The following is a 23670-nucleotide window of genomic DNA, read 5'->3' on the forward strand; positions in this document are numbered from 1 at the left end:
TTATTAACGCTTAACCCAGCCAAGCGTGCGCTCAGCCAGTTGATTTCGTAGCCACGGCAGATGATCCATCGCCAGCAGACCCAGATTACGCCCGATGACCAACGGCGTATGACGGTTGGCAAAGATACGCACTAAGCCGTCGGTAATACCGATGGTCGCGGCGCGATCCTGCTCACGGCGCTGCTGATAATGTTGCAGTACCGCATAGCTGCCGGGATCCTGTTGCTGTTGATGGGCTGACGCCAGCGTCTCGGCCAGCGACATTACGTCACGCAGGCCAAGGTTAAAGCCCTGTCCGGCAATCGGGTGCAGCGTCTGCGCCGCATTGCCGACCACCGCCACACGATGCGTGACCGGCTGCACCGCCCGTTGCAGCGCCAGCGGGTAGTATTCCCGCTGACCGGCATGGGTAAATTTGCCCAGTCGCCAGCCAAACGCCCGCTGCAGTTCACTGAGGAATTCGGCTTCGCTCCAGCGCGTGAGCGCGTCACGCTGTGACAGCGGGTGGCACCACACCAGCGACAGGCGATGATCTGACATCGGCAACAGAGCCAGCGGACCGTGCTCGGTGAAGCGTTCAAACGCCTGCCCCTGATGTGGCAACGCCGTAGTGACGTTGGCAATCAACGCCAGCTGCTGATAGTCATCGGTTTGCCACTGAATGCCGCAGGAGGCGGCCAGCGCAGAGCGTGAGCCGTCTGCCGCCACCAGCAGATCGCCATTTAGCTGCTCGCCATTATCAAGCGTTACCGTTACCTGTTGCTCGCTGCGGCTGGCCTGAGTAACGCGAGCCGGACAGCGCAGAGTGACGCCCGGCGCTTTCTTCAGTTCAGTAAACAGACGCTGTCCGACATCAAACAGCTCTACCACCTGCCCCAGCGCCGGAATGTCGTAATCAGCTGCCGCCAGCGAAACAAAGCCCGCATGACCGCGATCGGAAACATGAATCCGGGTAATTGGCGTGGCGCAGCCGGCAATACGCTGCCACAGGTTGATATCGGCCAGTTGCTGGCAGGTGCCCGCCGCCAGCGCAATGGCGCGACCATCATAGCCGGGGTGTGCCCGGCTGGCGGGTTCGCTGCTTTCAATCAGCGTCACCGGCAACCGGCCCTGGGTCAGATGGGATATTGCCAGCGCCAGCGTCGCGCCGGTCATGCCGCCACCGGCAATCAGAATGCTCATGCTGTTTTTGCCGCCGCCATTAATGCTTCGATCGCTGCGGCATCCTTCACCACGCTGTCGGTAAGATTTTCATTGCCGGTTTCGGTGATCAGAATGTCATCTTCGATACGAATACCAATGCCGCGATATTCTGCCGGTACATCGGCATCCGGGCCGATGTAGAGACCTGGCTCAATGGTCAGGACCATGCCTGGCTCAAGCACGCGATCGCGGCTGGGCGTGCCATAGTGACCGACATCATGCACATCTAACCCCAGCCAGTGGCTGAGGCCATGCATATAGAACTGACGATGGGCCTCTTCGGCAATCAGTGTGTCGACCTCCCCCTGCAGTACACCCAGCTCTACCAGACCGCTGACCATAATCTGCACCACTTCATCATTCACTTCGCGGATGCTGATCCCCGGACGGAACAGGCTGAGCGCGGTATACAACGATGTGAGTACGATGTCATAGAGTGCGCGCTGCGGGGCACTGAATTTGCCGTTAACCGGGAAGGTGCGGGTAATGTCACCGGCATAGCCGTGGAATTCGCAGCCAGCGTCGATCAGCACCAAATCGCCATCACGCAGTTCGCTTTCATTCTCGGTGTAGTGCAGGATGCAGCCGTTTTCACCGGCGCCAACGATGGTGTTGTAGGCGGGAAAGCGCGCCCCGTGGCGATTAAATTCGTGATGGATTTCGCCTTCGAGCTGATATTCAAACATCCCTGGGCGGCAGGCCTGCATCGCGCGGGTATGGGCCAGCGCGCTGATTTCGCCAGCACGGCGTAACAGCGCAATCTCATCCGCATCTTTGAACAGGCGCATCTCATGCACCCATGGACGCCAGTCTGTCACCGTGGCCGGTGCGCTAAGATTCTGGCGGAAACCGCGGCGCAGTTTATCCAGCGCGTTAAACACCAGCGTGTCAGCTTCCGCATATTCACCCTGCGCGTGGTAAACCACATCCAGACCGTTGAGCAGCAGGTGCAGTTGCTCGCCAATATCGTTCCACGGCAGGGCGCGGTCGACACCCAACGTTGCCGGTGCCGCATCCTGACCCAGACGACGCCCGAACCAGACTTCTGCTGTCAGATCGCGCACCCGGTTAAACAGGACGCTATGGTTGTGCGTTTCATCACTTTTAATCAGCACCAGCAGCGCCTGCGGCTCGTTGAAGCCGGTGAAATACCAGAAGTCGCTGTTTTGACGGAATGAGTATTCAGTGTCGTTGCTGCGCGTCACTTCAGGCGCGGCAAACAGCAACGCGGCGCTGCCAGGAACCATTTTCGCTAACAGCGCCTGTCGACGCTGCTGGAATCTGTCCAGTGAAATCATCTCTGCACTCCCTGTAATCTGACCTGTTTAAACTGACCAGGTGACCCGTTATCGTAAGCTTAGTGTAGCGTCGGTTTCTGAACTTCTGGCGCGGTCGGCTGTGGACGGGTAAAGGTATCGTGGCACAGCAGCGCTGCAACACGGACATACTCAATCACCTCTTCCAGCGACTGCTCCAGCTCTTCCTGATCTTCATCTTCTTCGTAACCCAACTGGGCGATGGTGCGTAAATCATCAATCGCCTCACCGGTTTCGCCAGTGACTTTATCCAGTTTAGGCTGTGTCACGCCAAGGCCGAGCAGAAAATGATTCACCCAGCCGGCCAGCGCGTCGGCGCGATCGAATACCGTGATGTCATCATCGCTGGGTAACAGCAGCTGAAACAGGAATCCCTCATCTTCCAGGGTGGTGGCGATATTTTCATGCAGTGCCTGTAACGGCATCGACAGGCTTTGTGAAAACGCCATGCCTTCATTGGCCAGATCGTGCACCAGAGTCTTCCAGCTGGGGTCCTGATTGCCGCCGCACAGGATGCCGCTCAGCAAGCCATGCATTTCTGCGGGGGTCATTCCTACGCCCTGCTGTGAGAGCGCCGCCGCCAGCGCGTTGTAATCGGGGGTTGCGTTCTGTAAGGACATAAGTTTTCATCGTCGTTGGCAGAATAAGTTCGTGTTATGCTACCACTAGCTGCCTCAAGGTTTCCAGAAAAGGGGTTGTAACTTATTTCGCGGGTCTATATAGTTGCCCGCCTCCCAAGCCATTGACTGCTAAGGGAGTTGCGGGCGAAGTAATCAGTCAGGAAGGTGGCATGTCTGCACAACCGGTAGATTTACAAATTTTTGGTCGTTCGTTGAGAGTGAATTGTCCGCCTGAACAGCAAGATGCGCTGAATGCAGCGGCTGAAGATCTCAATCAACGGTTGCAAGATCTAAAAGTTCGCACTAGAGTCACCAATACAGAACAACTGGTGTTCATCGCCGCGTTAAACGTCTGCCACGAGCTGGCGCAAGAGAAAGTGAAAACGCGCGATTATGCTGCTAATATGGAACAGCGTATCCGTATGTTGCAGCAGACGATTGAACAGGCACTGGTTGAGCAAGGTCGCATCTCTGAGCGTGAGGGTGCGAAGTTCGAATAAAACTTCATGGTTGCTATAATCAGGTAACGGTGAGGTAAATTTTCTCTGAGATGTTTGCATGTGGGCCAGTCCCCTGAGCCGATATTTCGAAAAAACAGAATGTGACGCTCTGTAACCTGTGTGCATGCTCGGTTCGTCCGAGAAGCCTGATGGTTACGACGGCATGTTCACCTTGAACCAAGGGTTCAAGGGTTACAGCCTACGGCGGCATCTCGGAGATCTCTCTTCTGTAGTTCCCAGCGCGTCCTCTTGTGGTCCCGGTATCTTTCCCCAACTGTCATGTTATAGTTGCTTCAACAGCGACTTATCCGGCGGGGAAACCATGTCTGACTCTTCTCAGCTCCAGCTTCAAGGCCATCGCCAGGCGATTCGCCAGCACGTCCGTCATCTGCGGCACGCACTGACCGATGAGCAGCAGGAACAGGCGGCAGAGCAACTCGCTGAACACGCCCTCAATTACGCCCCGATCACTGCCGCACAAAACGTTGCACTGTTTCTGTCGGTCGATGGCGAACTCAACACCCGCCCGCTGATTGCCCGACTGTGGCAGCAGAAAAAGCAGGTCTTCCTGCCGGTTTTACACCCTTTCTCGCCCGGCAACTTACTGTTTCTGCGCTACTCAACCGAAACCCAACTGGTGCGCAATAAGCTGCGCATTCCCGAGCCGCCGCTGGACATCCGGCAGTTGATTACCCTGGATCAGCTTGATGTGATGATGGTGCCGCTGGTGGCTTTCGACCAGTATGGACAGCGCCTGGGGATGGGTGGCGGTTTTTACGATCGCACCCTGCAAAACTGGCGGCAGCACGGTTTCCTGCCGGTGGGCCTGGCGCACGACTGTCAGCGCGTCGATAGCCTGCCGGTGGCCGACTGGGATGTGCCTTTGCCAGCGATAATGACGCCGTCAAAACTCTGGCAGTGGGAGTAGACGTTTGGAATGAAGGAGGCGCAATGAAGCGCCTGATATTTCTGGCCAAGTCTGTCCGATGAGTGGTGAGATCGGGCCAGCGCAGGGAACACGGCCAGATCGGAAAGACGCAAAAGCTGCCATCCATGACACGCCCGGCCCACGCGATTACGCACCTCATCCCTGAGGTACGCCCGTAGCCGGGCCAACGCGTTGCGTTACCTGCGGTGCAGTTTGCTTAGTAAAGCAGACGGGCGCGGATGGTGCCCGGAATCGCTTTCATCAGCTGTAACGCTTTGTCAGCCAGCTCTGGCTCAGCATCAATATCAATCACCACGTAGCCCATAAATGGCGATGTCTGCAGATACTGCGCCGCAATGTTGATGCCCTGCTCAGCAAAAATCTGGTTGATCGCCGTCAGCACGCCAGGACGGTTTTCATGGATGTGCAGCAGACGGCTGGCGCTGACGCCATGCATCGGCAGTGACACTTCCGGGAAGTTAACCGCTGACAGCGTGGAGCCGTTATCGGAGTATTTCGCCAGCTTACCGGCCACTTCAATACCGATATTCTCCTGCGCTTCTTCCGTCGATCCGCCAATGTGCGGCGTCAGGATCACGTTATCAAACTCACTAAGCGGCGAGATGAACGGATCGCTGTTAGTCGCAGGCTCAACCGGGAAGACGTCGATCGCGGCGCCGCCAACCTGTTTACTGGCCAGCGCCTCGCACAGCGCCGGAATATCCACCACCGTACCGCGTGAGGCGTTAATCAGCAGTGCGCCAGGCTTCATCTGCGCCAGCTGCTCAGCACCGATCATATTCTGGGTGGAGACCGTCTCCGGCACGTGCAGGCTGACCACATCGCTCATGTTAAGCAGATCCGCCATATGGCGTACCTGAGTCGCATTACCCAGCGGCAGTTTGTTTTCGATATCGTAGAAGAAAACGTGCATCCCCAGGCTTTCAGCCAGCACGCCCAGCTGCATGCCGATATGGCCGTAACCGATGATGCCCAGCTTTTTGCCACGCGCTTCAAACGAGCCTTTGGCATTCTTGTTCCAGATACCGCGGTGGGCTTTGGCATTGGCTTCCGGGATGCCGCGCAGCATCAGCAGCATTTCGCCAATCACCAGTTCCGCCACCGAGCGGGTGTTGGAGAACGGGGCGTTAAACACCGGGATACCACGGCTGGCAGCAGCCTGCAGATCAACCTGGTTAGTCCCGATGCAGAAACAGCCGACCGCGACCAGCTTCTCAGCTGCGGCAAAGATCTCTTCGGTGAGTTGGGAGCGGGAACGGATACCAATAAAGTGTGCATCACGGATCGATGCTTTTAACGCGTCGGAGTCCAGCGCGCCCTTGTGGAATTCGATGTTGGTGTAGCCTGCAGCCCGCAGGTTTTCCACCGCGCTCTGATGGACACCTTCCACCAGCAGGAACTTAATCTTGTCTTTTTCCAGTGATACCTTTGCCATTTCCCGACCCTATTCAGAATTCATTGAGGACTGCCATAAGCCAGCCTTCTGTCAAAATATCAAAAAATACGCGTCCGGCAATACAAACGATTGCCTGCCCGACAGCACGGCAAGGCTCAGCAACAGCACATTGCCGTACAAAATCGTGATGTCTGCGATGAAGGGAGAACGAACCCGCTGTGGATGACGCTAATGTGACATAAGTCACCAAATTTCACCCTGGCGAGAAAAGATGTTTTGCGGGCAGAAATAACCGGCGCCGTAATGACGCCGGACAGATCATTTTTTGATGGTTTTAACCCCGTCAGGCCCGCCAATCAGTGCGATATCGGCACCCCGAGCGGCAAAAAGACCGACGGTGACCACGCCGGGCAAGGCGTTAATGGTTTTTTCCAGCGCTATAGGATCGAGAATGCGCAGATTATGCACGTCGAGAATAATGTTGCCGTTATCGGTGACCACGTTCTGACGGTATTCCGGTAATCCTCCGAGTTTAACCAGCTGACGCGCCACGTAGCTGCGCGCCATCGGGATCACTTCAACCGGCAGCGGGAAACGGCCCAGCACGTCGACCTCTTTGGAGGCGTCAGCAATGCAGATAAAGGTTTCAGCCACCGCGGCGACGATTTTCTCACGCGTCAGCGCGGCTCCCCCGCCTTTGATCATCTGCATCTGAGGATTGATCTCATCGGCACCGTCGACGTAAACCGACAGAATGTCGATCTCATTCAGATCGAACACCTGAATCCCCAGGCTTTTCAGCTTCTGGGTTGAGGCGTCGGAACTGGAGACCGCGCCCTCAATCTGATGCCTGACCGTCGCGAGCGCATCAATAAAGTGGGCCGCGGTCGATCCGGTGCCAACGCCGACAACCGTACCAGGCTGCACATAATCGAGTGCAGCCCAGCCTACGGCTTTTTTCAGTTCATCCTGGGTCATGGTATGTTTAAAACCTGTGCGACAACGAAGTGCGCGTAGTATAAAACAAGGCTGACTGAAAATGCTCGGGTGACAGACGCGGATTTATCGCTTTGGAAGCCAGACCACAAAAAACACGCGGTCGCTCACAGGTGACACTTTTGTGGCATAGTAACGTCCACCCTGAAGGAGAGAAAATAACAATGAAACGCCCGGATTATCGTACGCTTCAGGCGCTGGATTCAGTGATTCGTGAACGCGGTTTCGAACGCGCCGCACAGAAATTATGTATCACGCAGTCGGCGGTTTCACAGCGTATCAAGCAGCTGGAGAATCTGTTTGGTCAGCCACTGCTGGTGCGTACCGTCCCGCCTCGCCCGACCGAACAGGGCCAGAAACTGCTGGCGCTGTTGCATCAGGTAGAGCTGCTGGAAGAGGAGTGGCTGGGCGATGAAAACAGCGGTACTACACCGCTGCTGTTGTCGCTGGCGGTCAACGCCGACAGTCTGGCAACCTGGCTGCTGCCTGCGCTGAAAGATGTGCTGGCCGACTCACCGGTACGGCTGAATTTGCAGGTAGAAGATGAAACCCGTACCCAGGAGCGTTTACGCCGTGGTGAAGTGGTCGGTGCCGTGAGTATTCAGCCCCAGCCGTTACCGAGTTGCCTGGTGGATCAACTGGGTGCGCTCGACTATCTGTTCGTCGCATCACGTGACTTTGCCGACCGCTTCTTCCCGAACGGCGTCACCCGTTCTGCCCTGCTGAAAGCGCCTGCCGTGGCGTTTGACCATCTGGATGATATGCATCAGGCGTTTCTGCAGCAAAACTTCGATCTGTCGCCGGGCAGCGTGCCCTGCCATATCGTCAATTCATCGGAAGCTTTTGTGCAGATGGCGCGACAGGGTTCGACCTGCTGTATGATCCCGCACTTGCAGATTGAGCGCGAGCTGGCGAGCGGTGAGCTGATTGATTTGACGCCCGGCCTCTATCAGCGCCGGATGCTCTACTGGCATCGCTTCGCGCCGGAGAGCCGTCTGATGCGGCGGGTGACCGATGCGCTGATCGCGCACGGACATCGCGTGCTGCGTCAGGATGACGTCGCCGCGTAACCACAAAAGAAAACGGGGCGCAGGCCCCGTTTTTCATTATGGCGTGTTCGGTTTGATCTCGAACACCACATCGACCTGATCGTCAAAGTTGATGCTTTGCTGATCGTAGGTTTCCTGAGCCGACGTATCGGCAGCAGCGGCGGCCTTATACATACGGTTCATCGGCATCGGCTGGTAGTTGGCGACCTGATAGCGAATGCTGTAGATCGAGCCCAGCTGGGCGTTGAAACCGGCTGCCAGCTCTGAAGCTTGCTGAGTAGCATTTTTGATTGCCGCTTTGCGGGCCTGCTGCTTATAACTCTCCGGATTGGCCACGCCTAACTCAACGCTGCGAACCTCATTCAGGCCGGACTTCAGCGCGCCATCCAGTAGATCGTTGAGTTTGTCCAGCTGACGCAGAGTCACCTGCACCTGACGCACGGCACGATAGCCTTTCAGTACCGATTTACCCTCTTTGGTGTAATCGTATTCTGGCTGGGTACTCAGGTTAGCAGCATCGATATCTTTCTTCTCAATGCCATTTTTCTGCAGAAAATCGAAATACTGCGCAACCCGGCTATCGGCCTGCTTTTTCGCATCGGCGGCATCTTTTGATGACACGTTAACCACGATGGATAAGGTAGCGATGTCCGGACGGGCATCGACCGTTGCCTTACCAGAGGTCACGACGTGCGGCCCATTCGGCAGCTCATCAGCTTGTACGCCGGGCAGTGCCCCTGCGCTCATTATTGCGGCCAAAGCCAATGCTTTCAGTTTCATGAAAGTCCTCCTTGAAAAGGTCAATATGACGGCTTCCAACCGGCGAAGCCCAAAAGCGCATCGGTATGCGCCATGCTTTGAGTGGTCATTATGGCAAAAGTTCGCCCTCAGCGCGGCAATTACCGCAGCCTGTTCGGGTGAAGTTTAAAAACCGGCGAGTCCCTGACGCGCCAGTTGCAGGGCAATAAACCACATCACCACCCCGACCAGCAGGTTAATAATGCGCTGTGCTCTGGCGGTGCGCAGCCGTGGTGATAGCCAGGCGGCCAGCAGCGCCAGGCCAAAAAACCACAGGATAGAGGCGCTGATGGTGCCCATGGCGAACCACTGGCGGGCGGTCGTGGTGGGTAGCTGACCGCCCAGACTTCCCAGTACCACGAAGGTATCGAGATAGACGTGCGGATTCAGCCAGGTCACTGCCAGCAGCGTGGCGATAATCCGCGCCCTTCCCTGCTTCAGCGGCTGGCCGTCGGCTAAATCAACGCTGCCGCTAAAAGCAGTACGCAGCGCGCCCCAGCCATACCACAGCAGAAAAGCCACCCCGGCCCAGGTGATCAGCATCAACAGCAATGGCGACTGGTTCAGCAAGGCGCTGCCGCCGAAGATACCACCGCAGATCAGCACAATATCGCTCAGTGCGCACAGTGAGGCGGTCATCAAATGATACTGGCGTTTTACGCCCTGATTCATCACGAACGCGTTTTGAGGCCCCAGCGGCAGGATGAGCGCAGCACCAAGAGCAAGCCCTTGAAAATAGAGAGTCAGCACCAGATTAAGTCCCGAGAAAGTTAAGATGGGACGCAGTATAAAGAGGCTGGATGATTAGCGGAAATTGAAATAATTAATCTGTGATTAGACAAATTAATGGGCGACGGTGGCCGCCCATTGAGAGAGATTACTGTGGCTGAGCCGGAGATGGCACCGCGTCAGATGGTGTTTGCTGATGCAGATGCACATCCAGCTGCGGATAAGGAATGCCGATCTCTTTGGCATCCAGCGCCCGCTTGAAGTTCTTCAGCAGGTCCCAGTAGACGTTCTGCAGATCGCCGCTGTTGCTCCAGCAACGCACCACAAAGTTCATTGAAGAGGCAGCCAGCTCGTTCAGGCCAATCTGAATGCCCATCTCTTTCAGCACCCGGCTATCGGCTTCAACTACCTGCTGCAGTAATGCGATCACCTCATCAACATCCGCATCGTAAGCAACGCCAATGATGAACTCATTACGGCGGATCGGTTCACGAGAGAAGTTGACGATGTTCCCACTGATAATCTTGCCGTTCGGCACCACCACCACTTTGCCATCGGCCGTTTTCAGGGTGGTTGAGAAGATCTGCACCTGCTGTACCGTGCCCATTACGCCGCCCAGATCGACGAACTCGCCGGTGCGGAACGGACGGAAAGTCACCAGCAATACGCCGGCTGCCAGGTTAGAGAGCGATCCCTGCAGCGCCAGACCAACGGCCAGACCCGCCGCACCCAGTACCGCAATCACCGAAGCGGTCTGGACCCCAATCCGTCCCAATGCCGCGATAATGGTGAAGGCAATCACCCCGTAACGGACCAGCGCAGAGAGAAAGTCAGCCACGGTGGCATCAATGTGTCGTGCGCGCAGCAGACGGTTTACGGTGTTAGAAATGATGCGGGCGATGATCATCCCGACGATAATGATGGCGATAGCCGCCACAATATTGACGGCATAGCTGAGGATCAGTGCCTGATTGCGCACCAGCCAGCTGCCTGCGTTCGTTAAGCCATCGACGACGTGTAAATCTTCCATTAATAAGCCCTGTAATTGGATTCCCGCCGGGAATAAACAAAAACTGCCAGATGTAATCCGACACCCCGTGATCTAGGGTAATCAATTATTGTTTGAAGCGCCAAACAGCGGGTCGTTTAACCGCAATTTTCTGCCGCAGATGCATAAAAAAAGGCCCTTTCGGGCCTTTTTTGTACGCTAACTCACTGACTATTACAGTACGTCGACAGCGTTAAGCTCTTTGAAAGCCTGCTCCAGACGGACCACCATAGAGGCCTGGGCTGAACGCAGCCAGACGCGTGGGTCGTAGTATTTTTTGTTCGGCTTGTCAGCGCCTTCCGGGTTACCCAGCTGCGACTGCAGATAGCCTTCGTTCTTTTTGTAATACTGCAGGATGCCGTCCCAGGTCGCCCATTGGGTATCGGTATCGATGTTCATCTTGATCACGCCGTAGCTGATAGACTCTTCGATTTCTGCAGCAGAAGAACCTGAACCACCGTGGAAAACGAAGTCCAGCGCGTTGTGCGGCAGACCGTGTTTTTCACACACGTATTTCTGCGAATCACGCAGAATGGTTGGGGTCAGTTTCACGTTGCCTGGCTTGTAAACGCCGTGCACGTTACCGAATGATGCCGCGATGGTGAAGCGCGGGCTGATGGCATTCAGTTTTTCGTAGGCGTAGTTAACATCTTCTGGCTGGGTGTAAAGTGCAGACGCGTCCATGTGGCTGTTGTCGACGCCATCTTCTTCACCACCGGTGCAGCCCAGTTCGATTTCCAGCGTCATGTCGATTTTCGCCATGCGCGCCAGGTACTTGCTGCTGATTTCGATGTTTTCTTCCAGTGATTCTTCAGACAGGTCGATCATGTGAGAAGAGAACAGTGGCTTACCGGTTTTCTTGAAGTGCTCTTCGCCTGCGTCCAGCAGACCGTCGATCCACGGCAGCAGTTTCTTGGCACAGTGGTCAGTATGCAGGATAACCGGCACGCCGTACTGTTCTGCCATCAGATGCACGTGGTGTGCGCCAGCGATAGCACCGAAAATGGCTGCGCCCTGTGGCTTGTCGGTTTTGAAACCTTTACCGGCGATAAACGCGGCACCGCCGTTAGAGAACTGGATGATGATCGGCGCTTTCACTTTCGCCGCTGCTTCCAGTGCCGCATTGATTGAGTCGCTACCGACGCAGTTTACCGCTGGCAGTGCGAATTTGTTCTCTTTCGCAACTTTGAAGATCTTCTGTACGTCATCACCAGTGACAACGCCGGGTTTTACGAAATCAAAAATTTTAGACATGATTGTGTCCTGTTTCGTGACCGTTGATCCCCTGTGGGGACCTCGATTTAAACGCCCTGACGGGCAAGACTTCAGGCGATGCCACCCGGCATCGCCCCCAAAGGATTACTGCTTCGCACGCTCTTCCAGCATGGCAACGGCTGGCAGTTTTTTGCCTTCCACGAACTCGAGGAACGCGCCGCCGCCGGTCGAGATGTAGGAAATTTTATCTTCGATACCGAACAGGTCGATGGCCGCTAAGGTGTCACCGCCGCCTGCGACAGAGAACGCTTCGCTGTCGGCAATTGCGTTCGCCACGATTTCGGTGCCTTTACGGAAGTTCGGGAACTCAAAGACGCCAACCGGACCGTTCCACAGGATGGTTTTTGCCTCCTTCAGAATGGCGGCCATTGCCTGAGCGGTTTCATCACCGAAGTCCATAATCTCTTCGTTATCCGCCACTTCCGAAACCTTTTTCACGGTTGCCGGGGCAGTTTCAGAGAATTCCGTGCCAACGCGTGAATCGGTTGGAACCGGGATGCCGTACTGGTCACGCAGGCCTTTAGCCGCTTCAACGAAGTCTGGCTCATACAGCGATTTACCGACGTTGTTGTCGATAGCCACGAAGGTGTTAGCGATGCCGCCACCGACGATGACGGTGTCAGCAATTTTCACCAGCGACTGCAGTACGTCGAATTTAGTCGACACTTTAGAACCGCCCACTACAGCGACCAGCGGACGCTCCGGGTTGCTCATCACTTTACCCAGTGCTTCCAGTTCTGCAGACAGCAGCGGACCGGCACAGGCGATTGGGGCAAATTTGCCGACGCCGTGGGTAGAAGCCTGCGCACGGTGTGCGGTACCGAACGCATCCATCACGAACACGTCGCACAGGGCTGCGTATTTTTTAGACAGCGCTTCGTCATCTTTCTTTTCGCCTTTGTTAAAGCGAACGTTTTCCAGCACCACCAGTTCGCCAGCGCCGACTTCAACGCCGTCGAGGTAATCTTTTGCCAGGGTCACATTGGTGCCGCTCAGCTTCTCTTTCAGGTAGTTAACTACCGGCAGCAGCGAGAACTCTTCAGTGTATTCACCTTCGGTCGGACGACCCAGGTGAGAGGTAACCATCACTTTCGCGCCCTGTTTCAACGCCGCTTCGATGGTAGGCAGAGAAGCACGGATACGTGCATCTGACGTCACTTTCCCTTCTTTCACTGGTACGTTGAGATCGGCGCGGATCAGAACGCGTTTGCCAGCAAGATCCAGATCGGTCATCTTAATTACAGACATGGTGAACCCTCTCGTTGATTCTCATAAGTTTTGCCAGGCGCAAACCGCGCCCTACCTGAAACCGCTTGCGGCCATTGCTAACGTCGTGTCGAGCATTCGGTTAGCAAAGCCCCATTCGTTATCACACCAGACCAGGGTCTTGATCAGGTGTTGACCACTGACCCGCGTTTGGGTGCCGTCCACAATGGCACTGTGCGGATCATGATTAAAATCGACTGAGACTAACGGTAATTCCGTATAGTCAACTATACCACGAAATGCCCCTTCTGCCGCGCTTTGCAACAAGGCGTTAACTTCGCACGCCCTGACCGACTGGCGTACAGAAACGCTGAGATCAATCGCCGTCACGTTAATCGTTGGCACGCGCACGGCAATCGCCTCAAAGCGATCGTTGAATTTCGGAAAAATACGGGTAATGCCGGCCGCCAGACGGGTATCCACCGGAATGATCGATTGGCTGGCAGCCCGGGTACGACGCAGATCGCTGTGATAGGCATCGATCACCTGCTGATCGTGCATCGCTGAATGGATGGTAGTCACGGTGCCGGACTCAATGCCAAACGCGTCATCCAGCAGTTTGATCACCGGAATAATACAGTTGGTGGTGCAGGAGGCGTTCGAGACGATGCAGTCAGTCGCTTTCAGCCACTGCTGGTTGACGCCATACACCACCGTGGCATCGAGATCGTTGCCGCCCGGATGCGAGAACAGCACTTTTTTCGCGCCCGCCTGCAGATGCGCTTCGCCATCGGCGCGCGAACCGTAGACACCAGTACAATCCAGCACCACGTCGACGTCGAGTTCGCGCCACGGCAGATCGGCAATCTCAGCACGGTGTAAAATGCGCAGGGTATCGCCGCCGACCCACATCACGTCGCGTTCCTGCCGCACATCAAAGGCAAAACGGCCGTGGCTGGTGTCATATTTCAGCAGATGCGCCATACCGGTCGCTTCGGCCAGCTCATTGATGGCAACGACGGTGATCTCAGCACGACGGCCGGTTTCATACAGCGCACGCAATACGTTGCGTCCAATACGGCCAAAACCATTTATTGCTACCCGTATGGTCATCTCTCTCCTGCCACGTCAGACGGAAAAAACGTGCCGTTAGCCTGAGCGCTTCGCTGTAGTTTGTACAGGAGATTCTTACCCGGCATTGTCTGAAACCGGGGCGATCTGCCCGGCAACTGAAACGGTTCAGCCACAATAAAGGATGGGAGGAATAACAGGAATGATTGTGATCAATCGGACTGCGTATATTTGGATCTGTGTCACAAAACGACGCAAAAGATAGTTATTACTACAGGAATAAAAACGAAAGGGACGCTTGAGGCATCCCCTGATTTGAATCAGGCGGGTGTGAACCCGCCTGACTGATGTTACGCCAGCAGCGCTTTCGCTTTGGCGACAACGTTATCGACGGTGAAGCCGAACATTTCGAACAGCTGATCGGCCGGTGCTGATTCGCCGAAGCTGGTCATGCCGACGATAGCGCCGTTCAGACCGGTATATTTGAACCAGTAATCAGCGATACCCGCTTCGATAGCTACGCGTGCGCTGACCGCTTTCGGCAGCACAGATTCACGGTAAGCATCGCTCTGCTTGTCGAACGCATCGGTTGATGGCATAGAGACCACGCGCACCTGACGACCTTCGCTGGTGAGTTTATCCCAGACACCGACCGCCAGTTCAACTTCTGAACCGGTAGCGATCAGAATCAGTTCAGGCGTCGCGTCGCAATCTTTCAGTACGTAGCCACCGCGCGCCACGTTAGCCAGTTGCTCAGTGCTGCGCTCCTGCTGCGCCAGATTCTGACGCGAGAAGATCAGCGCTGTCGGGCCATCTTTACGCTCAATGGCATATTTCCATGCCACCGCCGATTCAACCTGGTCACACGGACGCCACAGGCTCATGTTCGGCGTGGTGCGCAGGCTGGCCATCTGCTCTACCGGCTGGTGAGTCGGGCCATCTTCGCCCAGACCGATTGAGTCGTGGGTGTAAACCATGATCTGACGGATCTTCATCAGTGCCGCCATACGCGCCGCGTTACGCGCATATTCAACGAACATCAGGAAAGTAGCGGTGTACGGCAGGAAACCGCCGTGCAGTGCCAGACCGTTAGCAATCGCGGTCATACCGAATTCACGCACGCCGTAGTGGATGTAGTTACCCGCGGCGTCTTCGTTGATCGGCTTAGAGCCAGACCAGATAGTCAGGTTGCTTGGCGCCAGATCGGCTGATCCACCCAGATATTCTGGCAGGATTTTACCAAAGGCTTCGATGGCATTCTGTGACGCTTTACGGCTGGCGATTTTAGCCGGGTTAGCCTGCAGTTGTTCGATAAACTTCTGCGACTCCTGCTGCCAGTTAGCCGGCAGCTCATTGCTGACGCGACGTTTGAACTCGGCAGCCAGCTCAGGGTGTGCATGAGCGTAAGCGGCGAATTTCTTATCCCAGGCCGCTTCTTTTGCCTGGCCCGCTTCTTTAGCGTCCCACTCGGCGTAGATATCAGAGGGAATAACGAAAGGAGCATGTTCCCAGCCCAGCTGTTTGCGGGTCAGTGCCACTTCATCATCGCCCAGCGGGGCACCGTGCGAGTCATGGGTGCCCGCTTTGTTCGGTGAACCGAAACCAATAACGGTTTTGCACATCAGCAGCGACGGCTTATCGCTGACGCTTTTCGCTTCGTCGATCGCTTTAGCAATCGCATCAGCATCATGACCATCTACGCCACGCACCACGTGCCAGCCGTAGGCTTCAAAGCGTTTTGCCGTGTCATCAGTGAACCAGCCATCAATATGACCGTCGATAGAGATACCGTTGTCATCATAAAACGCCACCAGTTTGCCCAGTTTAAGGGTACCGGCCAGTGAGCAGACTTCGTGTGAAATACCTTCCATCATGCAGCCATCACCCATGAAGACATAGGTATTGTGGTCTACGATGTCATGGCCCGGACGGTTGAACTGTGCCGCCAGCGTGCGCTCAGCAATGGCGAAACCGACCGCGTTAGCGATGCCCTGCCCCAGCGGACCGGTGGTAGTTTCAACGCCTGCGGTGTAGCCATATTCTGGATGACCTGGAGTTTTTGAGTGCAGCTGACGGAAGTTTTCCAGCTCGCTGATCGGCAGATCGTAGCCGGTGAGGTGCAGCAGGCTATAAATCAGCATGGAGCCGTGACCGTTGGAGAGCACGAAGCGGTCGCGGTCGGCCCACAGCGGATTAGTTGGGTTGTGATTCAGGTAGCCGCGCCACAGAACTTCAGCGATGTCCGCCATGCCCATCGGGGCACCCGGATGTCCCGATTTAGCTTTCTGTACTGCATCCATACTTAACGCGCGAATGGCGTTGGCAAGCTCTTTACGAGAGGGCATTTTCTACTCCAGGTCGGATTAATGCTTCGCGCCTTAACTTATTGTTATTAATCAGTTATCGGGCAAAACAAGGAAAAAGTTGCAGATCAATGTACATGAAAAACATGGCAAAAGTACATGCTGTAAAACGCTAAATGTGCCCGCTTCGTCTGGCTTTTCCGGCGATGTCTGCTAGCAAAGCGCTGAGTGGCGCGCTATAACCGAAGGGTTTAATCACCTGGCAGTGTTTCAGGTGTTTGTTTTTCTTACCTTGTTATGAATGGGATACGGAATGAAAATCCAAAAAACGGTAGTAGCTCTTGGGCTGGCAACGCTGCTGAGTGGCTGTCAGGGTTTAGATAATAACGCGTTGATGCAGTCGGGCGCCCAGGCCTATCAGGCCTACACCCTGAGCGATGATCAGGTGAAGCAGCTGAGCGATCAATCCTGTGAGCAGATGGACAAAGAGAATCAGGTTGCACCCGCCAACAGTGAATATCAGCAGCGTCTGAATAAAATTGCCGCCGCGCTGGGCGATAACATCAATGGCGTGCCGGCTAACTACAAGGTTTATCAGACCAAAGACGTTAACGCCTGGGCGATGGCCAATGGCTGTATTCGCGTCTATAGCGGCCTGATGGATATGATGGATGATAATGAAGTGGAAGGCGTGCTGGGCCATGAGATGGGCCACGTGGCGCTGGGCCATACCCGCAAAGCGATGCAGCTGGCGTATGCCACCACCGCCGCCCGCACGGCTGCGGCCTCTGTCGGTGGTGTGATCGGTTCGCTGTCGCAGTCGCAGCTCGGCGAACTGGGCGAAAAACTGGTCAATGCTCAGTTCTCACAGACGCAGGAAAGCCAGGCTGATGATTACTCTTATGATCTGATGAAGAAGCGCAACATCGATCCAATGGGTCTGGCGACCAGTTTCGAGAAGCTGGCAAAACTTGAGCAGGGACGCCAGAGCTCGATGTTTGATTCGCACCCGGCGTCTGAGGCGCGCGCCCAGCACATCCGCGAGCGCATTGCAGCAGACAGCAAATAATCTTCACCTGCGGAGCGCGTACCCGGTGCGCGCTTTCGCCCGCTGAGTCAGGCAGATCGCTAACGCTTGAATATCTGATCCACCATCGAGCCTAAATCCAGCTTATTGTCGTGCAGCGCCTGCTCATCCATCCGTCCCTGCGGCGACATTTTATCGATCAACTGTGGCAGCAGCGCCGCCAGCGTGCCCGATGCGCCTTTGACGTCGGTGCCAAGCTTATCCGCCAGTGACTGCAGTTCCTCCTGACCAAAGGCCGACTGAATCTCGCTGTGGCCCACCGGATGATTATCGCCGGTGCCGATCCACGAGCTGAATATCTCGCCTAATCCCCCCTGCTGGAACTTATGCAGCAGTACCTCAATACCGCCCTGCTCCTGCACCCAGTGCCAGACCGCCTGCAACTGCCCGGGCGGGTGCCCTTCACTCTGACCGCCGTCCAGTGCGCCTGCCAGTTCATCAAGAAAGCCCATGATCATCTCCACTCTGCGATTTTTACGCTGTAAGTTTAGTTGCAGATAACGGTTCGCGCCTGGCGGACCTGAAGGAGATAATCGGGGTTTAAAGCAGGGGATGGTGCAGAGGGCGTGACGTGTGGTGACGATCAAAGCGGCGTCCACCCGACAGGCAGAACGCCGCTTTCAGTGCTGACAAGCTGGCCGGGCTTACGCAGTCCGGCCAGCGTGGCGCATCAGCCTTTATTTACCGCCTGCACGTGCAGCATATCCAGTGCCAGAGTGGCCGCGGCCAGCGCAGTCAGGTCGGCGTGATCGTAGCCTGGCGCCACTTCCACCAGATCCATACCGACGATGTTCATGCCCTGCAGACCGCGAATCAGCTTGGTGGCTTTATCGGTGGTCAGTCCGCCAATGACCGGCGTACCGGTGCCCGGCGCGTGTGCCGGATCGAGGCAGTCGATATCGAAGGTCAGATAGACCGGCAGATCGCCCACGGTGCGTTTCACTTCGGCCAGAATGTCATCGACACTGCGATCGTTAACCTGCGCCGCATCCAGCACGTTGAAGCCAAGGCTCTTATCAAACTCGGTACGGATACCGATCTGAACTGAGTGCTGTGGATCGATCAGACCTTCTTTCGGCGCGGTGAAGAACATGGTGCCGTGGTCAAAGGTCGGGCCGTTGGAATAGGTATCGGTATGCGCATCAAAGTGAACCAGCGCCATCTTACCGAAGTGCTTCGCATGCGCGCGCAGCAGCGGCAACGTCACGTAGTGGTCGCCGCCAAAGGTCATCATGCGTTTGCCGTTCGCCAGCAGTTTTTCGGCATGCGCCTGCAGTTTGTCAGAAAGATCCTGCGAGTCACCAAAGGCATAGACCAGATCGCCACAGTCAACCACCTTCAGGCGCTGACGCAGATCGAAATCCCACGGCCAGCGGCAGCCTTCCCACGCAAGGTTGGTTGAGATCTGACGGATAGCGCCTGGGCCCAGACGGCTGCCTGGACGGCCCGATGTGGCGGCGTCAAATGGAACGCCGGTGATCACCCACTCTGCATCGCTGTCGTAAGGCTGGAAGTTGAGCGGGAAGCGCATGAAACCAAAGGCGTTTGAGACCAGGGAGTTGTCGTACTGGTTGCCGAGGGTATTGTACATAGATCGTCCTCTCTGTTGGCATCAGTCGGGCCAGGCCCGCGAGCCATTAAGCTATAGATGAAAAAAATCCCCTCCGCGTCGTTAGGCCCGACGAGGAAGGGATTGTATGCGTCAGATTATCGACATTTCACCGGCAACTGCAATATGAGATTGCCGGCGATCTGAACCGATTACTCGTCTTCCAGATAGGTGTAACCGTACAGGCCGCTCTCGAATTCTTCGAGGAACTGCGCACGCAACTCGTCATCCAGATCGGAGGCCTGCACCTGATGACGGAACAGTGCCATCAGTTCGTTCGGATCGAGCTGCACGTAGCGCAGCATATCCGCCACGGTGTCGCCTTCGTCCGACAGCTGAACTTCGACGTCGCCATTCTCACGGGCATAGACATCCACCGCTTCGGTATCACCGAACAGATTGTGCATGTTGCCCAGAATTTCCTGGTAAGCGCCGACCATAAAGAAGCCCAGCATCGGCGGATTATCCACGTCATATTCTGGCATCGGCATGGTGGTGGCGATGCCGTCACCATCAACGTAGTGATCGATGGTGCCATCGGAATCACAGGTGATGTCGAGCAGCACGGCGCGGCGCTCCGGCTTCTTGTTCAGCCCTTCCAGCGGCAGTACCGGGAACAGCTGATCGATACCCCAGGCATCCGGCATCGACTGGAACAGCGAGAAGTTAACGTAGATCTTATCCGCCATCCGTTCCTGCAGTTCATCGATGATCGGACGGTGCGCACGGTTGCTCGGATCAAGATGCTGCTGAATGTAGTGGCAGATGCTCAGATAGAGCTGCTCAGCCCAGGCGCGCTGTTTCAGATCGTAGGTGCCGGACGAATAACCGGTATGGATATCAAACAGATCCATCTGGCTGTCGTGCAGCCATTCACGCAGCGAACGACGGGTGTTCGGCTCGTGCATCTCCTGCCAGGTTTCCCACATGCTGACAATCGGGCGCGGTGCATCAGCATCCGGCGTTTCCGGGTTACTGAACTCGTTACGCTCAACACCGATGATGTTAGAAACCAGAACCGTGTGGTGCGCGGTTACCGCACGTCCCGACTCGGTGATCACCGTAGGATGCTCCAGGCCGTGCTCATCACAGGCATCACCAATCGCCCAGATGACGTTGTTGGCATACTCGTTCAGGCCGTAGTTGACTGAGCAGTCAGACTGCGAGCGCGTTCCTTCGTAATCCACGCCCAGACCGCCGCCCACGTCGAAACACTTGATGTTAACGCCGAGCTTCGCCAGCTCAACGTAGAAGCGCGCCGACTCACGCACGCCTGTGGCGATGTCGCGAATGTTGGCCATCTGCGAACCGAGATGGAAGTGCAGCAGCTGCAGGCTGTCGATGCGGCCCGCTTCACGCATAATCTCTACCAGCTTCAGTACCTGGGTCGCCGACAGGCCGAATTTCGACTTTTCGCCGCCGCTCGACTGCCATTTACCCGAGCCCTGAGAGGCCAGACGGGCGCGGATGCCAAGACGCGGCACCACGTTCAGACGCTCCGCCTCTTCCAGCACCAGCCGGACTTCGGTCATTTTTTCCAGCACCAGATAGACCTTGTGGCCCATCTTCTCGCCGATCAGCGCCAGACGAATGTACTCGCGATCTTTATAGCCGTTACAGACGATCACGGTACGGGTCTGACCAGCGTGCGCCAGTACCGCCATCAGCTCAGCTTTCGAGCCTGCTTCCAGTCCCAGCGGTTCGCCAGAGTGGATCAGCGATTCGATCACGCGTTTGTGCTGGTTCACCTTGATCGGATAAACCAGGAAGTAATCACCGGTGTAGCCGTAGGATTCACGCGCACGCTTAAACGCGGCGTTAATTGAGCGCAGACGGTGTTGCAGGATCTGCGGGAAACAAAACAGTGCAGGCAGACGCTGGCCCTGCGCTTCGCGCTCTTTGACCAGCCTGGCTAAATCGACGCGCACGTCCGGGCGATCCGGATCGGGGCAGACACTGATGTGGCCCAGTTCGTTGACGTCGTAATAGTTGTTGCCCCACCAGGCAATGTTGTAGGTACGCAACATTTTGCTCGCATCCTGATCGTTCATTGCTACCTCCTGCATTGAGCGGAGTGCACCCTGTTCGCCAGCTGACGAACCCTTGATATTCTTTATGTCGTCAGACATCGCGAACCTCAATTTTCCGTTGAAAGATGAAACTGTTAACCGGCTTTCTGGCCGCTAATCTGGAAATTCGTTGCCACATTAAACGCAATGTCCTGTTCACCTGACGTTGCCGTCAGCGCGATTCACGCATGAGAGTTAAGTGTAAAACACCCTGGCCATATCCGTTGAAACCGAACGCATTTAACAGATTTGTATAAGAGGACCACGGATAACGTGCGTCGTTCAGCTGCGCACGCGCAGAGAAGAGACAAAACCGTAAGGATAGTGGTACAGATTAACCGGCGCTCGTGTCGGTAAAATTACCGCATCGAACATATTGTCGGCAGGACAGAGAAAGAGATGGGAGGCAGGAGACAGCCAGCGCAGCGCCGCAGCGCGCAGAACCGCAAGAAGAGAAAACGTGGTTCATTACTCGTATCACCTCCACACATGCCAGCGGCACATGGAACACAACTGGGTGAAAGCCAGACGCGAGTCTGACGGGCGCGACGCGATCTGTGGCGTCATCCTGATTGCTGCTACCAAAGCAGCGGCGTTTTATACAGTTTACAGCTGCAAAAAGCAAAAAGATTATCGGGGAAATGCGTGGAGTGTCAGGAAATTATGCCGATAGGCCCAACAGGTAAAATGCTGAAACAGAAAAAGGGCTGGTAATTCGCTCATCCTGTAACCTAAAATAGCCGTCCAGATGGTTTTCCATCTAAACAGGTTAATATCCAGGCGGTGTTGGCCTGCTGTGCTGACACAACCTCACTGCTCGCGGCTTTGCCTGAAGGGGCGTTAAGTCAGATGATACTCACTTGCGCTATGCAGTCGAATTCAAACCATTTGTAAGGTAAAGAACAGAATGGCTAAACACCTTTTTACGTCTGAGTCCGTATCAGAAGGACATCCTGATAAAATCGCCGACCAAATCTCCGATGCGGTGCTGGATGCGATCCTCGAACAGGATCCTAAAGCACGCGTGGCCTGCGAAACTTACGTTAAAACCGGTATGGTTCTGGTTGGCGGTGAAATCACCACCAGCGCCTGGGTCGATATCGAAGAGATCACCCGTAACACCGTACGTGAAATCGGCTATGTTCATTCCGATATGGGCTTTGATGCCAACTCCTGCGCAGTATTAAGCGCGATTGGTAAACAGTCTCAGGATATCAACCAGGGCGTCGACCGCAGCGATCCGCTGGAGCAAGGCGCCGGTGACCAGGGTCTGATGTTCGGTTACGCCACCAATGAAACCGACGTGCTGATGCCTGCGCCGGTGACCTATGCGCACCGTCTGGTGCAGCGTCAGGCTGAAGTGCGTAAAAACGGCACCCTGCCGTGGCTGCGTCCGGATGCTAAGAGCCAGGTCACTTTCCAGTATGACGACGGCAAAATTGTGGGCATCGATGCGGTGGTGCTTTCGACTCAGCACGCCGAATCCATCAGCCAGAAAGATCTGCAGGAAGCGGTGATGGAAGAGATCATCAAGCCGGTTCTGCCTGCAGAATGGCTGAGCGCCTCGACCAAATATCACATCAACCCGACTGGCCGTTTTGTTATCGGTGGCCCGATGGGCGATTGCGGCCTGACTGGTCGTAAAATCATCGTTGATACCTACGGCGGCATGGCACGTCACGGCGGCGGCGCGTTCTCAGGCAAAGACCCGTCAAAAGTGGACCGTTCAGCAGCCTACGCAGCCCGTTACGTCGCGAAGAACATCGTGGCGGCCGGTCTGGCAGATCGTTGTGAAATCCAGGTCTCTTACGCGATTGGCGTGGCGGAACCTACTTCCATCATGGTTGAAACCTTCGGCACTGAGAAAATTTCAACTGAGCAGCTGACGCTGCTGGTGCGTGAGTTCTTCGATCTGCGTCCGTATGGTCTGATTCAGATGCTCGACCTGCTGCACCCAATCTACAAAGAGACCGCTGCTTACGGTCACTTTGGTCGTGAACATTTCCCATGGGAAAAAACCGACAAAGCGGCACAGCTGCGCGAAGCCGCTGGCCTCTGATTTAAGCCGGAATGATCAAAACCCTGCCGCCGTGGCAGGGTTTTTTTATGCCTGATGCCGTTCAGTCAGCCTCAAATCCACTGTTACGCGCCCTGCCTGCAGCAAATTTTCTGATCTCAGCTACACTTCTTTTCGCCTTTTCTGACAACAAGATGTTAACGATTACAATTTGAAACGCTTTGTTTATCTGCTATTTAGGATTTACTCTACGTAGTTATTCTGCTGAAAATGCGTTATTTTCAGCGTCGTCTGATAGCCAATAAATAGAGCCTTGTCAGAAACTTAATGAGTGCTATACCTCACTGGTTAATTAACCTTTCCGGGCAAAAAATGCTGAATTTCAGGGTTTCAGCGTGTGTAAACGATTACACTGATGTGATCGGACTC

At 55.5% G+C, this 23670-nt stretch carries 20 protein-coding genes and 1 other RNA gene; 6 read left to right on the forward strand and 15 right to left on the reverse strand.

All coding sequences use genetic code 11. The annotated features are described in order from the left end of the window. Positions 1-3 precede the first annotated feature (3 nt). Genes ubiH through AABB92_RS20255 form a run of 3 tightly spaced genes read right to left on the reverse strand, consistent with a single transcriptional unit; the run spans position 4 to position 3139 of the window. Positions 4-1182 carry a 2-octaprenyl-6-methoxyphenyl hydroxylase gene (ubiH, locus tag AABB92_RS20245; protein WP_031375755.1) on the reverse strand — a complete coding sequence of 393 codons (1179 nt, stop codon included), beginning with the start codon at positions 1180-1182 and terminating at the stop codon, positions 4-6. Continuing rightward, positions 1179-2501 carry a Xaa-Pro aminopeptidase gene (gene pepP, locus AABB92_RS20250; RefSeq protein WP_031375756.1) on the reverse strand — a complete coding sequence of 441 codons (1323 nt, stop codon included), beginning with the start codon at positions 2499-2501 and terminating at the stop codon, positions 1179-1181. Before pepP ends, ubiH begins: the two co-directional genes overlap by 4 nt. A 59-nt stretch (positions 2502-2560) precedes the next feature. Then, positions 2561-3139 carry a YecA/YgfB family protein gene (locus tag AABB92_RS20255; protein WP_031375757.1) on the reverse strand — a complete coding sequence of 193 codons (579 nt, stop codon included), beginning with the start codon at positions 3137-3139 and terminating at the stop codon, positions 2561-2563. A 170-nt stretch (positions 3140-3309) separates the two neighbouring features. Between AABB92_RS20255 and zapA the strand changes: the two genes are divergently transcribed. The 3 genes from zapA to AABB92_RS20270 all read left to right on the forward strand — a co-directional run bounded on the left by zapA (position 3310) and on the right by AABB92_RS20270 (position 4567). Further along, positions 3310-3639 (forward strand): cell division protein ZapA, encoded by a 330-nt coding sequence (gene zapA, locus AABB92_RS20260; RefSeq protein WP_031375758.1) that lies wholly within the window; start codon positions 3310-3312, stop codon positions 3637-3639. A gap of 39 nt (positions 3640-3678) precedes the next feature. Beyond that, a non-coding RNA gene (gene ssrS / locus AABB92_RS20265) (6S RNA) lies at positions 3679-3862 on the forward strand. Positions 3863-3961: 99 nt separating this feature from the next. Continuing rightward, positions 3962-4567, forward strand: coding sequence for a 5-formyltetrahydrofolate cyclo-ligase (locus AABB92_RS20270; protein WP_031375759.1), 606 nt, complete (start codon positions 3962-3964; stop codon positions 4565-4567). A 217-nt stretch (positions 4568-4784) separates the two neighbouring features. Here AABB92_RS20270 and serA read toward each other — a convergent pair whose 3' ends face one another. Together serA and rpiA are read right to left on the reverse strand one after the other, a co-directional pair. After that, positions 4785-6023 carry a phosphoglycerate dehydrogenase gene (gene serA, locus AABB92_RS20275; RefSeq protein WP_031375760.1) on the reverse strand — a complete coding sequence of 413 codons (1239 nt, stop codon included), beginning with the start codon at positions 6021-6023 and terminating at the stop codon, positions 4785-4787. A gap of 279 nt (positions 6024-6302) precedes the next feature. Then, on the reverse strand, positions 6303-6962 hold the full coding sequence (rpiA, locus tag AABB92_RS20280) for a ribose-5-phosphate isomerase RpiA (RefSeq protein WP_046289231.1): 660 nt from the start codon (positions 6960-6962) through the stop codon (positions 6303-6305). A 182-nt stretch (positions 6963-7144) separates the two neighbouring features. Between rpiA and AABB92_RS20285 the strand changes: the two genes are divergently transcribed. Continuing rightward, complete coding sequence (locus tag AABB92_RS20285) at positions 7145-8050, forward strand: LysR family transcriptional regulator ArgP (protein WP_009087111.1); 906 nt, start codon at positions 7145-7147, stop codon at positions 8048-8050. Positions 8051-8086: 36 nt separating this feature from the next. Here the strand turns inward: AABB92_RS20285 and AABB92_RS20290 are convergent, their stop codons facing one another. The 7 genes from AABB92_RS20290 to tkt all read right to left on the reverse strand — a co-directional run bounded on the left by AABB92_RS20290 (position 8087) and on the right by tkt (position 16501). Next, positions 8087-8809: an oxidative stress defense protein gene (locus AABB92_RS20290; RefSeq protein WP_031375762.1), complete on the reverse strand. Its 723-nt coding sequence runs from the start codon at positions 8807-8809 to the stop codon at positions 8087-8089. 144 nt (positions 8810-8953) lie between these two features. After that, positions 8954-9577 (reverse strand): arginine exporter ArgO, encoded by a 624-nt coding sequence (gene argO, locus AABB92_RS20295; protein ID WP_031375763.1) that lies wholly within the window; start codon positions 9575-9577, stop codon positions 8954-8956. A 127-nt stretch (positions 9578-9704) separates the two neighbouring features. Beyond that, positions 9705-10586 carry a small-conductance mechanosensitive channel MscS gene (gene mscS / locus AABB92_RS20300; RefSeq protein WP_031375764.1) on the reverse strand — a complete coding sequence of 294 codons (882 nt, stop codon included), beginning with the start codon at positions 10584-10586 and terminating at the stop codon, positions 9705-9707. A 192-nt stretch (positions 10587-10778) separates the two neighbouring features. Beyond that, complete coding sequence (gene fbaA / locus AABB92_RS20305) at positions 10779-11858, reverse strand: class II fructose-bisphosphate aldolase (RefSeq protein WP_031375765.1); 1080 nt, start codon at positions 11856-11858, stop codon at positions 10779-10781. Between the two features lie 105 nt (positions 11859-11963). Continuing rightward, on the reverse strand, positions 11964-13127 hold the full coding sequence (gene pgk, locus AABB92_RS20310; protein WP_031375766.1) for a phosphoglycerate kinase: 1164 nt from the start codon (positions 13125-13127) through the stop codon (positions 11964-11966). Between the two features lie 51 nt (positions 13128-13178). Then, positions 13179-14198, reverse strand: coding sequence for an erythrose-4-phosphate dehydrogenase (epd, locus tag AABB92_RS20315; protein ID WP_031375767.1), 1020 nt, complete (start codon positions 14196-14198; stop codon positions 13179-13181). Positions 14199-14506: 308 nt separating this feature from the next. Then, positions 14507-16501 carry a transketolase gene (gene tkt / locus AABB92_RS20320; RefSeq protein ID WP_031375768.1) on the reverse strand — a complete coding sequence of 665 codons (1995 nt, stop codon included), beginning with the start codon at positions 16499-16501 and terminating at the stop codon, positions 14507-14509. 271 nt (positions 16502-16772) lie between these two features. On the opposite strand from tkt, the gene loiP reads away from it, so the two are divergent. After that, positions 16773-17528, forward strand: a complete 756-nt coding sequence (gene loiP, locus AABB92_RS20325) for a metalloprotease LoiP (protein WP_031375769.1) — start codon at positions 16773-16775, stop codon at positions 17526-17528. 59 nt (positions 17529-17587) lie between these two features. On the opposite strand, the gene AABB92_RS20330 is transcribed toward loiP, so the two are convergent. The 3 genes from AABB92_RS20330 to speA all read right to left on the reverse strand — a co-directional run bounded on the left by AABB92_RS20330 (position 17588) and on the right by speA (position 21284). Further along, positions 17588-17998, reverse strand: a complete 411-nt coding sequence (locus AABB92_RS20330; protein WP_031375770.1) for a YidB family protein — start codon at positions 17996-17998, stop codon at positions 17588-17590. A 218-nt stretch (positions 17999-18216) separates the two neighbouring features. Continuing rightward, the gene (gene speB, locus AABB92_RS20335; RefSeq protein WP_031375771.1) at positions 18217-19137 is read right to left on the reverse strand and encodes an agmatinase; all 921 of its coding nucleotides are present in this window, start codon (positions 19135-19137) and stop codon (positions 18217-18219) included. Between the two features lie 170 nt (positions 19138-19307). Then, on the reverse strand, positions 19308-21284 hold the full coding sequence (speA, locus tag AABB92_RS20340) for a biosynthetic arginine decarboxylase (RefSeq protein ID WP_072051014.1): 1977 nt from the start codon (positions 21282-21284) through the stop codon (positions 19308-19310). A gap of 847 nt (positions 21285-22131) precedes the next feature. Here speA and metK point away from each other — a divergent pair. Further along, positions 22132-23283 (forward strand): methionine adenosyltransferase, encoded by a 1152-nt coding sequence (gene metK / locus AABB92_RS20345; protein ID WP_031375773.1) that lies wholly within the window; start codon positions 22132-22134, stop codon positions 23281-23283. The last annotated feature ends 387 nt before the right edge of the window (positions 23284-23670 follow it).

Source organism: Pantoea brenneri (assembly GCF_038594305.1).
Classification (GTDB): domain Bacteria; phylum Pseudomonadota; class Gammaproteobacteria; order Enterobacterales; family Enterobacteriaceae; genus Pantoea; species Pantoea brenneri.

What these genes read in the sequence shown, in the direction of transcription:
- ubiH (WP_031375755.1), bottom strand. Translation starts at nt 1,182, where the DNA reads ATGAGCATTCTGATTGCCGGTGGCGGCATGACCGGCGCGACGCTGGCG.
- pepP (WP_031375756.1), bottom strand. Translation starts at nt 2,501, where the DNA reads ATGATTTCACTGGACAGATTCCAGCAGCGTCGACAGGCGCTGTTAGCG.
- AABB92_RS20255 (WP_031375757.1), bottom strand. Translation starts at nt 3,139, where the DNA reads ATGTCCTTACAGAACGCAACCCCCGATTACAACGCGCTGGCGGCGGCG.
- zapA (WP_031375758.1), top strand. Translation starts at nt 3,310, where the DNA reads ATGTCTGCACAACCGGTAGATTTACAAATTTTTGGTCGTTCGTTGAGA.
- AABB92_RS20270 (WP_031375759.1), top strand. Translation starts at nt 3,962, where the DNA reads ATGTCTGACTCTTCTCAGCTCCAGCTTCAAGGCCATCGCCAGGCGATT.
- serA (WP_031375760.1), bottom strand. Translation starts at nt 6,023, where the DNA reads ATGGCAAAGGTATCACTGGAAAAAGACAAGATTAAGTTCCTGCTGGTG.
- rpiA (WP_046289231.1), bottom strand. Translation starts at nt 6,962, where the DNA reads ATGACCCAGGATGAACTGAAAAAAGCCGTAGGCTGGGCTGCACTCGAT.
- AABB92_RS20285 (WP_009087111.1), top strand. Translation starts at nt 7,145, where the DNA reads ATGAAACGCCCGGATTATCGTACGCTTCAGGCGCTGGATTCAGTGATT.
- AABB92_RS20290 (WP_031375762.1), bottom strand. Translation starts at nt 8,809, where the DNA reads ATGAAACTGAAAGCATTGGCTTTGGCCGCAATAATGAGCGCAGGGGCA.
- mscS (WP_031375764.1), bottom strand. Translation starts at nt 10,586, where the DNA reads ATGGAAGATTTACACGTCGTCGATGGCTTAACGAACGCAGGCAGCTGG.
- fbaA (WP_031375765.1), bottom strand. Translation starts at nt 11,858, where the DNA reads ATGTCTAAAATTTTTGATTTCGTAAAACCCGGCGTTGTCACTGGTGAT.
- pgk (WP_031375766.1), bottom strand. Translation starts at nt 13,127, where the DNA reads ATGTCTGTAATTAAGATGACCGATCTGGATCTTGCTGGCAAACGCGTT.
- epd (WP_031375767.1), bottom strand. Translation starts at nt 14,198, where the DNA reads ATGACCATACGGGTAGCAATAAATGGTTTTGGCCGTATTGGACGCAAC.
- tkt (WP_031375768.1), bottom strand. Translation starts at nt 16,501, where the DNA reads ATGCCCTCTCGTAAAGAGCTTGCCAACGCCATTCGCGCGTTAAGTATG.
- loiP (WP_031375769.1), top strand. Translation starts at nt 16,773, where the DNA reads ATGAAAATCCAAAAAACGGTAGTAGCTCTTGGGCTGGCAACGCTGCTG.
- AABB92_RS20330 (WP_031375770.1), bottom strand. Translation starts at nt 17,998, where the DNA reads ATGGGCTTTCTTGATGAACTGGCAGGCGCACTGGACGGCGGTCAGAGT.
- speB (WP_031375771.1), bottom strand. Translation starts at nt 19,137, where the DNA reads ATGTACAATACCCTCGGCAACCAGTACGACAACTCCCTGGTCTCAAAC.
- speA (WP_072051014.1), bottom strand. Translation starts at nt 21,284, where the DNA reads ATGTCTGACGACATAAAGAATATCAAGGGTTCGTCAGCTGGCGAACAG.
- metK (WP_031375773.1), top strand. Translation starts at nt 22,132, where the DNA reads ATGGCTAAACACCTTTTTACGTCTGAGTCCGTATCAGAAGGACATCCT.